General features: G+C 60.8%; 14 protein-coding genes. 6 read left to right on the top strand and 8 right to left on the bottom strand.

Annotation, left to right across the window (positions count from 1 at the left end; translation table 11 throughout):
* Positions 1-24: 24 nt before the first annotated feature.
* The 6 genes from ACFFFR_RS04640 to ACFFFR_RS04615 all read right to left on the bottom strand — a co-directional run bounded on the left by ACFFFR_RS04640 (position 25) and on the right by ACFFFR_RS04615 (position 4,802).
* Complete coding sequence (locus tag ACFFFR_RS04640; RefSeq protein ID WP_377458359.1) at positions 25-576, bottom strand: hypothetical protein; 552 nt, start codon at positions 574-576, stop codon at positions 25-27.
* Between the two features lie 9 nt (positions 577-585).
* Positions 586-1,242: a hypothetical protein gene (locus tag ACFFFR_RS04635; protein ID WP_377458358.1), complete on the bottom strand. Its 657-nt coding sequence runs from the start codon at positions 1,240-1,242 to the stop codon at positions 586-588.
* A gap of 72 nt (positions 1,243-1,314) precedes the next feature.
* Positions 1,315-1,794: a hypothetical protein gene (locus tag ACFFFR_RS04630; RefSeq protein WP_377458357.1), complete on the bottom strand. Its 480-nt coding sequence runs from the start codon at positions 1,792-1,794 to the stop codon at positions 1,315-1,317.
* Positions 1,791-2,567 (bottom strand): hypothetical protein, encoded by a 777-nt coding sequence (locus tag ACFFFR_RS04625; protein WP_377458356.1) that lies wholly within the window; start codon positions 2,565-2,567, stop codon positions 1,791-1,793. The genes ACFFFR_RS04630 and ACFFFR_RS04625 overlap by 4 nt, the downstream gene beginning before the upstream one ends.
* 255 nt (positions 2,568-2,822) lie before the next feature.
* On the bottom strand, positions 2,823-4,292 hold the full coding sequence (locus tag ACFFFR_RS04620) for a catalase (protein WP_377458355.1): 1,470 nt from the start codon (positions 4,290-4,292) through the stop codon (positions 2,823-2,825).
* 63 nt (positions 4,293-4,355) lie between these two features.
* Positions 4,356-4,802 (bottom strand): Fur family transcriptional regulator, encoded by a 447-nt coding sequence (locus ACFFFR_RS04615; RefSeq protein WP_377458354.1) that lies wholly within the window; start codon positions 4,800-4,802, stop codon positions 4,356-4,358.
* A gap of 292 nt (positions 4,803-5,094) precedes the next feature.
* On the opposite strand from ACFFFR_RS04615, the gene glyA reads away from it, so the two are divergent.
* The 6 genes from glyA to ACFFFR_RS04585 all read left to right on the top strand — a co-directional run bounded on the left by glyA (position 5,095) and on the right by ACFFFR_RS04585 (position 10,616).
* Positions 5,095-6,375 (top strand): serine hydroxymethyltransferase, encoded by a 1,281-nt coding sequence (gene glyA, locus ACFFFR_RS04610; RefSeq protein WP_377458353.1) that lies wholly within the window; start codon positions 5,095-5,097, stop codon positions 6,373-6,375.
* The gene (locus ACFFFR_RS04605; protein ID WP_377458352.1) at positions 6,375-7,250 is read left to right on the top strand and encodes a bifunctional methylenetetrahydrofolate dehydrogenase/methenyltetrahydrofolate cyclohydrolase; all 876 of its coding nucleotides are present in this window, start codon (positions 6,375-6,377) and stop codon (positions 7,248-7,250) included. The genes glyA and ACFFFR_RS04605 overlap by 1 nt, the downstream gene beginning before the upstream one ends.
* Positions 7,251-7,386: 136 nt before the next feature.
* Complete coding sequence (locus tag ACFFFR_RS04600) at positions 7,387-8,367, top strand: ABC transporter ATP-binding protein (RefSeq protein WP_377458351.1); 981 nt, start codon at positions 7,387-7,389, stop codon at positions 8,365-8,367.
* Complete coding sequence (locus tag ACFFFR_RS04595) at positions 8,360-9,205, top strand: ABC transporter permease (RefSeq protein ID WP_377458350.1); 846 nt, start codon at positions 8,360-8,362, stop codon at positions 9,203-9,205. Before ACFFFR_RS04600 ends, ACFFFR_RS04595 begins: the two co-directional genes overlap by 8 nt.
* Entirely contained in the window at positions 9,205-10,005 is an 801-nt protein-coding gene (locus ACFFFR_RS04590) for an ABC transporter permease (RefSeq protein ID WP_377458349.1), read from the top strand. The genes ACFFFR_RS04595 and ACFFFR_RS04590 overlap by 1 nt, the downstream gene beginning before the upstream one ends.
* Positions 10,006-10,058: 53 nt before the next feature.
* Entirely contained in the window at positions 10,059-10,616 is a 558-nt protein-coding gene (locus ACFFFR_RS04585) for a DUF6328 family protein (protein WP_377458348.1), read from the top strand.
* Here the strand turns inward: ACFFFR_RS04585 and ACFFFR_RS04580 are convergent.
* Both ACFFFR_RS04580 and ACFFFR_RS04575 read right to left on the bottom strand, forming a co-directional pair.
* The gene (locus ACFFFR_RS04580; protein ID WP_377458347.1) at positions 10,519-12,009 is read right to left on the bottom strand and encodes an MFS transporter; all 1,491 of its coding nucleotides are present in this window, start codon (positions 12,007-12,009) and stop codon (positions 10,519-10,521) included. The genes ACFFFR_RS04585 and ACFFFR_RS04580 overlap by 98 nt on opposite strands.
* 12 nt (positions 12,010-12,021) lie before the next feature.
* A complete protein-coding gene (locus tag ACFFFR_RS04575; RefSeq protein ID WP_377458346.1) occupies positions 12,022-13,197 on the bottom strand; it encodes an MFS transporter in 1,176 nt (391 codons plus the stop codon).
* Between the last annotated feature and the right edge of the window lie 14 nt (positions 13,198-13,211).

Below are 13,211 nucleotides of genomic sequence, written 5' to 3'. Positions count from 1 at the left end.
TCAATCAAACGGACAACCCTGTCCTTAGCTTCCTGATCGAATTTCTTCGGCATAACCCAGATTTTCCCATCTACTCAAACGGAAGAAAACCTGGACCATTTCAGTGGTGAAGACCCCGGCGATAAAACCGCTGAGCAACACGTGCAGGGCGGATTCGAGGAATAGGGTGAAACTCCAGATCGGCGTGCCGGTCATGGCGCCGATGGTCGTGATGGTGATGAAGGCGGCGGTGTGGAGGATGGCGGCCAGAAACGCCCCGGCGGTACCCATCAGGTAGGTGTAGTCCAAGTGCCACTTGGTGAAGACCATTCGGGAGAACAACCAGGAGGCGACAGCGATGACCACCGCGGTGGCTACCAGGCCGGTGACGGTGCCGAAGCTGAAGGCGGTGGTGGCCTGCCATGCGCCGGTGTAGCCCCAACCGGTGGGTTCCATCGTTTCTGTCACGAAGGGGAAGAAGGCGATCCCGGCCAGGGTGGAGACGATGCCGTAGAACAAGGTGATGAAGCGCTTCTTGCCGGCGCTCATGTTCAGCTGGCGTTCCCCGTCGATCACGGGTGGTTGTTGCTCAGTCATGACATGTCCCTAGCGGCGCGGGGTTGAGTTATAACCGGTGTTCGGCAGCTGCCGATAGGGTGGCAGCGCGGTTGCCTGGCGGGAACGCCATCGGGGCCGGAAGATGAAGCCGACGATGAGTGCGGCCAGGCTTGCGGAGAAGATGCTGTAGATCGGAACCGCGAAGAACTGGGGTGTTAGGGCGGTAAGGGCGGCGGTGAAGTCTTGAGTGAAGCGGAAGACGGTCGGCACGGTGAACGCTACAAAGTCCACCAGATCGGCGATCAATGCTGCCACGATGCCCATTCCCAGTTGCAAGCCGAAGGTGTTCCACCGGGGCGGACCGAACACGAAGAACCAGTAGATGACTGCGGTCAGTCCCAAGTGCACGAGCAGCGGAAGTGGGTACTGGGTGATGCTGGTGACAAGGCCGGAGATGTATCCATCCGCCGAGGGACTCGAACCGGGAATCAGGCTCATGCCAACCACGACCACCAAGGTGCTGGTCATGATCGCGATGAGCCACTGCAGGATGGCAAAGAGGCCGGTGGCCAACCATTGGGCTCCGGGAGAGAAGCCGTGTTGGGGCCGGTCTGGCTGAGCTGCGTGCGGGGGTGACATGCGCTGGTATCCGGCTGGCCCAGTCTGCGGCTGCCACGAGGGGGTGGGTTGGTGCGGTGTGCTCATCGTTGGCTACCTTCAGTGCGGGGAGGACGTGCGAGTTGGTCCGTATAGCCATCAGTGTAGTGAGAGTTTGCTTCAGGGGCGCATTCTTCGGCGTAATCCTAAGGCGGTTACGGCGGCGCTGAAGAGCAACCAGACCACAGTCGCCGGGGGCTGTGCCGGGAAGAAGAGCACCACAAGGTAGAGGATCGGTGAGTAGGCGGCTTTGCGGTATCCCCAGATGAACTGGCTAATGAACAGGATGGTCAGGCTGGCCGCCGTCGCGGTGAAGACACCCATGGACACCGGTTCGGTGGCGAGGGCGTTGGCGAACAGGTAGGCCAGCAGGAATGCGGCGGCGACGAACGCGGAGGCGGCCAGATACATCCGGTGGACATCGCGCACCGCGTGGTAGGTGCGTTTGTTGGTGGCGACTTTCGTGGCGCAGCCGATCAGGACCGCCAGGGAGACCGGCAGGATGATTTGTAGGCCGCTGGCCAGATCTGCCAAGAAACCGAAGGCTAAGGCTGCCAGCAGCAGGGCTGAGAAGTTCATGGTGCGCAGTAGCCACGTCATGGCCGCTCCCGGGTGTCTGTGGCCGGTGGTGTGCTGTGCAGTAGATCGGGGTTGTTGGCGACGGCGGCGCGAAAGTCGGTCAGCGTGCCGGCGAAGGGGATACTGTCTGCGGCCACCAGAAGGAGGTTGTCTGCGAACTGACTGGCCTCGAGCGTGGAGTCGGTGTGGACCAACATGCCCTCCAGCCCGGGGACCTGCAGTTCCTTGAGGGTCTCCAACAGTTCGGTGCGGTCTGCGGCGCAGAGTTCCGGGGTGTCGACAATGAGGATGCGTGCGTCGTGGCAAATGCCTCGGGCAATTTCGAGTAAGCGTTGGGAGAGGGCTGGCAGGGCGTCGACGGGGTCGCCGGCGACATCTTCTAGCCCCAGTTGCGTCATGGCTGGCAGGGATCGCTCCCAGGCCAGCTTCTTGGGGATCCCTTTGAGCCAGGCACAGTAGGCGACATGTTCGCGGGCGTTCAGGCCGATGAAGGTTTGGGTTCGTGGCGGTAACCAAGCAACTGCCCGGCGGTAGGCCTTGCCGCCGTATGGAAGCTGGCGCAACTGGATGGTTCCGGCGGTGGGGGCGCGGTCGCAGGCCAGCAGGGATTGGAGGATTCTTGCCGGTGTGTGGCGGTGTAGCCGGTGGGTGGCCGGTAGCTGTGGGCCCGGCTGTTGGGTGGACATGACCGCGGTGATGCCCTCGGGCAGAACGATAGTGAGCTGCGACAGTAGCGGTATTCGTTTGCGGTAGGAGAGGTTTTGCGCGCGGAGAAGAGGTGCTGGGGTATTCACGGCCACCTCCACACTCTTTGACGATGCGAGGATTCTGCGCGTGACCGCGGCGGTTGCCGGGTGCACTGCGAATGCGCTGCTTTGACTCTATTCTGTCAGGTCTTGTGACTGAAAACCTGAGTATCGTGTCACATTTCGTAGTTGGGTGAGGACGGGGCGGGTATAGCAAAGCCGCGGCCCTGAACGGGGGATCCCGTCAAGGCCGCGGCTATTGCTCACAGCGTGAGCTTTACGCTTCGTTAGCTAGCGTGCAGCTTAGAGGCCGACCTGCTCGGATTCGCGAGCGGCGTGGTAAGCCTTCTCGATGCGGTCACCGATTTCGGCGTCGATGTTCTTCCAGTATTCGAACACGCGGTCCAGAACTGGCTGCTGAACATCGGCGATACCACCGGAGACGGTCTCGACGAGGCGATCGCGCTGGGCGTCATCGAAGACTTCGCGGACCAGGGTACCGGCCTGACCGAAGTCGTCGTCCTCTGGGTGCAGCTCGTAAGCGGAGCGAACCATGTCGCCGTCGGCTTCCCAACCGTTTTCTTCTGGACCCTCGTAGTCGGACCAGCTACGGCCGAAGGAGTTCGGTGCGTAGACAGGCTGGGCGCCAGAGTGCTCGTAAGCCATGTGGCCATCGAAGGTGTAGGAGTTAACTTCCACCTTTGGACGGTTCACTGGCAGCTGCAGGAAGTTGGCGCCGATGCGTGCGCGGTGTGCGTCAGCGTAAGCGAAGACGCGACCCAGCAGCATCTTGTCTGGGGAGACGCCGGTGCCTGGCACCATGTTGGATGGAGCGAAGGCGGCCTGCTCGATCTGGGCGAAGTGGTTCTCCGGGTTGCGGTTCAGGGTCATGGTACCGACCTTGATGCGCGGGTAGTCCTTCTTCGACCAGGTCTTGGTCAGATCGAATGGGTTGAAGCGGTACTTCTTGGCGTCTTCGTACGGCATGATCTGAACGTAGAGATCCCAGGATGGGTGCTCGCCGTTCTTGATGGCGTTGAAGAGGTCGCGGCGGTGGTACTCGGCGTCCTGGCCGGCCAAGCGCTCGGCTTCTTCGTTGGACATGTTTTCTTCACCCTGGTTGGTGAGGAAGTGGTACTTGACCCAGAACTTCTCGCCGGCTTCGTTGACCCACATGTAGGTGTGGGAGGAGTAGCCGTTCATGTGGCGCCAGGACCGTGGCAGACCGCGGTCACCCATCAGGTAGGTCACCTGGTGTGCGGACTCAGGGGTCTGGGTCCAGAAGTCCCACTGCATGGTGGCATCGCGCAGACCGGAGTCTGGCAGACGCTTCTGGGAGCGGATGAAGTGTGGGAACTTCATTGGGTCGCGCAGGAAGAAGATCGGGGTGTTGTTACCCACGATGTCGAAGTTGCCTTCTTCGGTGTAGAACTTCAGGGAGAAGCCGCGCACGTCACGCCAGGTGTCTGGGGAGCCGAGCTCACCGGCAACGGTGGAGAAGCGAGCGAGCATCTCGGTCTCAACGCCTGGCTGGAACAGGGCAGCCTTGGTGTACTTGGAGACGTCTTCGGTGGTCTTGAAAGTACCGAAGGCGCCGGAACCCTTGGCGTGTGGGCGACGCTCTGGGACGTTCTCCCGGTTGAAGTGGGCCAGGGTTTCAATGAGCTGCACGTCATGCAGCATCAGTGGGCCGTTGGAACCCAGGGACAGCGAGTTGCGGTCGCTGACTGCTGGGGCACCAAAGCCGGTGGTTGAACCGGTCTGATTGCTCATAGGAGTTGCTCCTTCTTGGGGTTGTTCACTGCTGAACAGGCTTACGGGCGCCGAGGATAGGGGTCAGGCGGCTTGGGCACACTCCGGGCATAAGCCCTGGAAGAGTACATCGGCCACTTGAATGGTCATGTTCCCGGCATTCGATGGACACAAGCAAGGTGCCTCACCGACGACGCAGTCGACGTCTTCGATGGCACCACATCGCACGCACACGGCGTGGTGGTGATTATCCAGCGTGCGGGTTTCAAACCGCGCTGGCTGACCGGGCAGCTCGATCTTGCGCAGCAGGTCCAGATCAGTCAGGTCCTGCAGCACGGTGTAAACCGATTGCACGGTGAGCTTGGGCAGCTCCGCCCGGGCGTAACTCAGCACTTCCTCGGCGGCGGCGTGTGGGTGGTCCTGCAGGATCTCCAACACCACCAGTCGTTGCTGAGTGACGCGGCGCTGTTTTTGGCGCAGCAAAGTGGACCACTCGTGGCGGTCGCGCTTCACTATGCCTTGCTGTGTCATGCCTCTCAGTATGTCATTATTCTGAGGAATTCACAATAAGCGGCGGATGAACTTCAGGCTGCATTTAGGTGTCGAATGGTTCGCTGATTTTGGACAGCTCAGACCGGCGGCTTAAGAAGGGGAGCGAAAGCGGGCGGCTTGTGGGTGCGGACGGAAGTGAAAGCAACCGTGCGGTAACGCTAGACCGAAAGCAAGGGGTAGCGGTTAGACTGGTGTGGGTGCCTGCCGGCATCAAAAATTTAAGGTGTTTAAGTGGCCGCTGGTCACCAACCACGTCCAGGAGAAAGTACACGTGAGCGCACAGAATTCTGTCACCAACAAGCCACTTGCTGAAGTCGATCCGCAGATCGCCCAAGTCCTCACCGATGAGCTGGGACGTCAGCGTGATGTGCTGGAAATGATCGCCTCGGAAAACTTCGCACCACGGGCTGTGCTGGAAGCTCAAGGATCGGTGCTGACTAACAAATACGCCGAAGGTTACCCGGGACGACGCTACTACGGTGGCTGTGAATACGTGGACGTGGCCGAGAACCTCGCCATCGAGCGCGCCAAGGAACTCTTCGGGGCGGAGCACGCCAACGTGCAGCCGCACGCCGGCGCCCAAGCCAACGTCGCCGTGATGACCTCCTTCCTGAACCACGGCGACAAAATGATGGGCATGTCTTTGGCCCACGGCGGTCACCTGACTCACGGCATGAAGCTGAACTTTTCCGGTAAGTCCTACGACATCGCCGCCTACGAGGTGGAAAAGGACGACTACCGCGTTGATATGGACAAGCTGCGCGAGCAGGCCTTGGCCGAGCGGCCGAAGATGATCGTGGCTGGCTGGTCTGCCTACCCGCGCCAGCTGGACTTCGCCGCATTCCGCTCCATCGCGGACGAGGTTGGCGCGATCTTCTGGGTTGATATGGCTCACTTTGCTGGTCTGGTTGCCGCTGGTCTGCACCCGAACCCGGTTCCGCACGCCGATGTTGTCTCCTCCACGGTGCACAAGACGCTGGCCGGTCCACGCTCCGGCATCATCCTGACCAAGGAAGAGCACAAGAAGAAGATTGACTCGGCCGTGTTCCCCGGCCAGCAGGGCGGCCCGCTCATGCACGCCATCGCCGGTAAGGCGGTCGCGTTGAAGATCGCCGGAACCGAAGAGTTCGCCGAACGCCAGCGCCGCACTCTGGAAGGCGCCAAGATTCTGGCTGAACGCCTCACCGCCGCTGACATGAAGGAACACGGTGTCTCCGTGTTGACCGGTGGCACTGACGTGCACTTGGTCCTGGTTGACCTGCGCGAAGCTGCCCTCGACGGACGTCAGGGTGAGGACCTGCTCCACGAAGTGGGCATTACTGTAAACCGCAACTCCATTCCATGGGACCCACGCCCACCAATGGTGACCTCCGGGCTGCGCATTGGTACCCCGGCACTGGCCACCCGCGGCTTCGGTGCCGAGGAATTCACCGAGGTTTCCGACATCATTGCCGAAACCCTGAAGCCGAACCCGAACGTGGAAGCCCTGCAGGCCCGCGTGAAGAAACTAGCCGACAACTTCCCACTCTACGAAGGTCTGGAGGACTGGTAATGAGCGCTCAAATTCTGGATGGCAAGAAAACTGCCGCCGCCATCAAGGCGGATATCAAAGAGCGGGTTGAAAAGCTCACCGAAGCAGGGCCGACCCCGGGTCTGGGCACCATTTTGGTGGGGGAGGACCCCGGATCCAAGTGGTACGTCGGCGGTAAGCACAAGGACTGCGCCGAGGTCGGCATCAACTCCATCCGCAAAGACCTGCCCGAGGATACGACGGAAGAGGAACTGCTGGATGTGGTTCGGGAACTGAATGAAGACCCGGCCTGCACCGGTTACATCATTCAGCTGCCGCTGCCGAAGCACATCGACACCAACAAGGTGTTGGAAGCCATGGACCCGGACAAGGATGCCGACGGTCTGCACCCGATGAACTTGGGGCGGCTCGTCGCCAACGTGAACGACCCCATGGAGTCCCCGCTGCCGTGCACCCCGAATGGCTGCATCGAACTGCTGAAGCACTACGACATTGAACTGGCCGGCAAAGTTGTGCTGGTCATCGGACGCGGTGTCACGATCGGCCGCCCAGCCGGTCTGCTGCTCACCCGCCGGGACGTCAACGCCACCGTCATTCAGGCACACACCGGCACCAAGAACGTCGAAGAGCTCATCGCGCAGGCGGATGTCATCATCGCGGCCGCGGGTGTCCCACACATGGTCAAGGCGAAGGACATCAAGGAAGGCGCCATCCTGCTGGATGTGGGTGTCTCCCGCGTCGACGGCAAGGTCACCGGCGACGTTGAACCCGCCGCGACCGAGAAGGCGGCGTGGGTGTCGCCGAACCCAGGCGGTGTCGGCCCGATGACCCGGGTCATGCTGCTGGAAAACGTGGTGAAGACCGCCGAGCGTCAGGCCGCTGAGAAGAAGAACTAGACCGTGATCGGCTTGCCAGCAGTGCTGGGGAGCCGACAGCGAAAGTGTTTCAACCCCGGTACCGGTATGGTGTCGGGGTTGAAACGTCTTAAGGGCAGGAGCCGGGAGCGCTTGACAGGGCTGCTAGATTAGCCCCATGAGTATTCCTGAAACATCTGTTTCTCATCTGGGCGTGGACGTGTCCCGCCCGGTCATTGAAGCGGTGGAGCTGCGCAAAGAATTTGGGGACTTTGTGGCGGTCGATGACATCTCCTTCGCGGTACCTCGAGGGGAGTTTTTCGGACTACTCGGCCCCAACGGGGCAGGAAAATCAACGACGATGCGGATGATTGGAGCGGTCAGCCACCGCAGCGGCGGACAACTCTCCGTCCTTGACCGGGACCCGAATACCGAAGGCCCGCAGATCCGCGCCCAACTCGGGGTCGTGCCGCAGGAAGATAACCTCGATCTTGAACTGTCGGTCACGGACAACCTGTATTCTTACGGACGTTTCTTTGGTTTGAGTCGTACCGAGCTCCGGGCACGCATCCCTGAGCTCTTGGAGTTTGCGCAGCTGCCGGACCGGGCCAAAACCCGGGTCGAAAACCTCTCCGGCGGCATGCGCCGGCGACTGACTATCGCCCGCTCACTGATCAACAGCCCGTCGCTCCTGCTGTTGGATGAGCCCACCACGGGCCTTGACCCGCAGGCCCGGCATATTCTGTGGGATCGGTTGTACCGGCTGAAGGACCGGGGAACCACCATGGTGCTGACGACACACTTCATGGATGAGGCGGAGCAGCTCTGCGACCGGTTAGTGGTGGTGGACCAAGGTCAGATCATGGCTGAAGGTTCCCCGCGTGAATTGATTCGCAGCTATGCCACCCGGGAAGTGCTGGAGCTTCGCTTTGCCACCGGCAAGCAGGAGCAAAACGGCGACCTAGTCCGCTCGGTGTTGGGGGAGCGGAACATCCGCGTGGAAGTCTTGCCCGACCGGGTTCTGGTCTACGCGGACAACGCCGAAGAGGTCTCAGCCATGCTGACCAGTTACAACGTCCACGCGCGTTCCTCGCTCATTCGGCGCTGCTCGCTAGAAGACGTCTTCTTGCGTCTGACCGGACGGAGTCTCATTGACTAGCCCCGTCACGCCCTCTTCGGGGCAGGCCAGCGAAGAAGCTGTGCCCGGAGAAAAGACTATGCGTTGGGGCTGGTGGTACTTCGCCGAGTCCCAGATCCGGCTGATGAGGCAGTACCTGGTCACCATTGTGGTCAGCGCCATCGGGCAGCCGCTGTTATTGCTGTGGGTCATGGGCGTCGGCCTAGGAGCGCTCATCGGTGCGAACACCGGGAACGTGGGTGGGGTCCCGTATTTGCAGTTCATTGCCCCGGCGCTGCTCGCCTCGACCGCGCTCATGAGTGCCACCAGTGAATTCACGTACGCGATCATGGGCCAGTTCAAGTGGAACAAAACCTACTTTGGCGCGGCGTCGACGTCGTTGTCTCCGACTCAGATTATGGTCGGGCAGGTTCTTAACGGCGTGGTCCGTTTCCTCGCCCAAGCGGTGCTGGTGCTGATCGTGTTCTCGTTCTTCGGCGTCTTCACCTCCGGCTGGGCTGTGCTGCAGGTGTTCACAGCCGTGGTCGGTGGGCTGTCGATGGGCACGCTGATCGGCGGCTACGTCTCCGGGTTGGAGCAGGACCGCGGGCAGATCGCCGCCATGGACCGGTTCATCATCATGCCGATGTTCCTGTTTTCCGGCACCTTTTACCCCCTCGCCCAACTACCGGGCCTCCTACAGTGGCTGGGCTGGCTCTCCCCGCAGTGGCATGCCGCCCAGCTGGGCCGGGTGCTCAGTTACGGAGCCGCCGAACCGCTGTGGCTGACGGTCACCCACGTGCTGTACCTGCTGTCCTTATGCGCGGTCGGGCTGGCATGGATGCGGAAGAACTATGTGCGGCGATTGGGGGAGCAGTAATGCTGGACGTCCATCAGGGTCCGTTCAAAGCGGTCTACGCCGGCAACTCCCGGGCCGTCATGGAGTGGTCTTGGATCAACTTGAAGCGGAACAACTGGACCGTGGTGGCCTCGGGCTTCTTCGAACCACTGCTGTTCCTGATCGCCATGGGCTACGGCGTGGGATCGCTGGTCGGCAGCATTGACACCCCGGCTGGTCCACAAGAATATGTGCACTTCATCGCGCCAGCCTTGCTGACCGTGTCGGCGATGAACGGCGCGCTCGCGGACACCACATGGAATGTGTACTTCAAGATGCACATCTCCAAGGTGTACGGGCGGATGCTGAACACGCCGCTGGGACCGCTGGATATCGCGTTGGCGGAAATCTGGATGGCGCTGCTGCGTGGGACGTTCTATGCGGTCGGCTTCACGATCGTGATGGCGGCCTTTGGGCTGTTGGCCTCGCCGTTGTCCCTGTTGATGATCCCGATGGCGGTCTTCATCGCCTTTGGTTTCGCTTCCCTCGGGATGGGCATCACCAGCTACTGCCGCAAGTTCCAGCACATGGACTGGATTGAGATCGTCAAGTACCCGATGTTCATGCTCTCCGGCGTGTTCTTCCCGATCAGCGAGTACCCCGAGGTGCTGCAATGGGTGGTCCAAGCTTTGCCGCTGTGGCACGGTGTGGAGCTGATGCGTGCGGCACAACTGGGAAGCTTCGGAACGGAAGCGCTCGGGCACGTGGGCTATTTTGCCGTGTTGATCGTCATTGGGCTGATTTTCTCCACGCAACGGTTGAAGAAACTGTTCATGAGTTAACTGGTTAGTAGATTATCGTCGCCAAATTAATCGTCAGTAGGCATAATAAATTTATGAGAATTCTCGGTGAACAAGAGGCCAACGGCGGGCATGGTCGCTCAAAGGAGGACCATGCTGCCACGGTGCCCTCCGCGACGGAGCAGATGCACCGCAAATGGAACGAACTGCTCCAAGAAATGCGGGTCATGCAGACCGGCGCGCAAATTGTTACCGCGTTCTTGGTGATCCTCCCGTTCCAGGCGCGTTTCGGAGAGCTCAACCACTATCAGGTCACTTCGTATGTGGTGTTGTTAGTGTTCTCGGCACTCATTAGTGCCCTGATGCTCATGCCGGTAGCGATTCACCGGTCCTTCTTCGGCCAAGACCTCAAAGAAGCCACCGTCCGTAAAGGGCACATCCTCGTGCGCTGGGCGCTGGCGCTGATCGCGCTGATGTTCGCAGCCTGCGTCGTGTTCATCACCATCGTGGTGCTGCATGACACGGTCGCATGGATCGTGGGCAGTATCTCCGCGCTCACAATTTTGGTGATGGTGATTGGGGTTCCGCTGGTGCTGCGGCGTCGGGAAGTGGAGTCGGAGGACGCTTCCACAGATCGTAGCCAGCAAGAATAGCGGTCACGACCCAGAACCCGATGGTGGCGAAAAAGGCCATGGTCACGGCCCGGCCCCAGTCGCCCTGACCGGTGGCGATGGCGAAGAATAGCCCGGTAATGAACATCAGGCCCAGCGAGGTGAAAACTCGTTGCATGGTTTGCGAGAAGCCGCCTGCGGCACCGGCCAACTGGACCGGGACTTCGGCCATTAGCAGGGTCTGGGAAGTATTCAGGACCATCGCCTGGCCTACCCCGATGGGCGCGGTGGTGACCGCGAGCCACCAAACGGAGTTCTGCCCCGCGGTGATGCTCGGCGCGATGAGCGCCGATACCAACAGCGAGACCAGCGAAATGATCACGCCCCACAGCACAATCTTCTTCCCGTGACTGTAGACATATTTGCCTAGGAAAGGTGAAGAGATCACGACCATGACCGCCGATGGTAGGCCGAGTAAACCGGCGACGAGTGCGGACTGGCCTAGACCCTGCTGGGCAAAGATGGCCAAAACCGCCCAGATGGAGGTCATGCCGCCCAAGAAGAGGGATACGTTCGCGGTACCGATGGTGTAGGCAGGGATCTTGAACAACCGCATATCCACCATGGGCTCATGGTGCGTGTTATGCGGACTGGCCTTGAACTTGGTCAGACGGTTTTCCCACCAGATCCACAGCAGCAGGAAGATCACGGCAGCCAGAGCGCCAAGCCACAGTAGGGGGTCCTGGCTGGAGGCCGGAAGCAGGATCCCGATCACGGTGAGCGCTAAGAGAACCGCTCCGAGCGGATCCAGTTTCTTGAACCCGCCGGTGATCTTGGTAGGTTCTTCCTTCGGCAGCCAGAGGAAGGCAAGGAACAAGCCGAGGGCGCCGACAATGGAGTTGATCCAGAACGTCAGTCGCCACCCGAGGTCTGGCCCGGTGCCGTCGATAATCAGTCCGCCGATGACCGGACCGACGGAGACGGCCAAGCCGATGACGGCGCCGAAAATCCCATACGCTTTGGCTCGTGCCTCGCCGTCGAACTCTTGTTGGATCATGCCGATGATTTGCGGGTTGAGCATCCCCGCTCCGATCCCGGTCAGCATACGGGCAACGTTTAACAACTCGATGGAGTTGGCCAGCCCGGAGAAGAGCGCCCCGATCACGAAGATGGCTAGCCCGGCGTTGAAGAGCTTGCTCCGTCCCCACAGATCGCCGGCTCGGCCGGCCCCCACCAGCACGACACCGAAGGCCAAGGCATATCCGGACAGTACCCACTGGAGGGCTCCTTGGCCGGCCTCGAGGGCATTGTCGATCGAGGGCAACGCGACGTTGACGATGGAAACTGACAATAGTGCCATAAACAACGGCACAAACAAGACCGTGAGGATCTTGGCCTGGCTGGGCCGATCCGCAGTGGGAGAAGGGGAGCTCATGATGAGATCAGTCTATCCCCGGGGTGTGCGTTGCTGACCTCTGCTAACCCAGATGTAGACCAGTGTCAGTACGGCGACCACCATGCCCATGAAGAAGTACATGCCGCCGGTGCCGAACTGGAGCACGACCGGACCCAGAAGAATCGGTCCAAGGCCAATGCCGGCGTCGATACCCAAGAAGAACGTTGCGGTCGCCATGCCGATGCGATGCTTTGGCACCGATGTGACGGCAATGGTCTGACCCGCAGACAGCATGTTTCCGTAGCCGAGACCCACCCCGAGGGCTGCCGCTAGGAGCATCCCGAAATTCGTGGCTGCAGACAACAGGACCAGTGACAGCGCGAACAGGCCTAGGGCCGGAACCATCACGATGCTGAAACCTTTGCGGTCCATCAGCGGCCCGGTAAACGGTCGAGAAGCCAAGACGCTGGCGCCGTAAACCAGAAAGAAGATCGACGCCCCGGCGATCTGCCGCTCATCGGCGAACAATCCCAGATACGTCACGATGGAGGCGTAACCGGCCGAGGCAATCATGCCCACTAGCGCGGCGGGAACCGCTTCAGGTGAGATGAACTTGGTGATCCAGTGCTCATTGTTCCCTGCGGAAGGCGGTTTTGGTTTGGCCGCATCGGTGTTAACGATCAGAGCCAGCACCAAGGCGAAGGCCGAGGTGACGCTGGCAGCGATGATGACGGCCTGAAACTGGAACGCATTGATCAAGGCCAAGCCCGCCACCGGGCCCAGAGCCACCCCGAGCATGGTGGAGGTGGCGTACCAGCTTGTGCCTTCGGCCAACCTGGTGACCGGCAGACCCGCCACGGCCACCGCTGAGGTGATGGTGGACCCAACGCCGAAGGCCAACCCGTGGACGAAGCGTTCAATCAGCAGCACCGGATAACTGGGAGACCACCCCAAGAGCACCGGGGTCACCACAAACACCGCCAAGCAGCCGAGCAAGAGTGTCTTGATAGGCAATCTGGCCATGAGCTGACCGGCCAAGGGACGAATGACCAATGCGCCGATCACGAAAATGCTGGCGGAGGCGCCGCCGGCAGCATCTCCGACCGCGAAGCGGGTGATGGCGAAGATGGCCAGCGTGGAGAGCAAGAGGTGGGCGTTAAAGAACACCATCACGTTCACCAAGGCGGTGAGGATGAAGTTCTTAGTCCACAGACGCTCGCGTTGCATAGCTCAGAACCTTA

Source organism: Micrococcoides hystricis, assembly GCF_042434215.1.
GTDB classification, from domain to species: Bacteria; Actinomycetota; Actinomycetes; order Actinomycetales; family Micrococcaceae; genus Micrococcoides; species Micrococcoides hystricis.
This window is presented reverse-complemented; position numbering and strand designations above follow the sequence as displayed.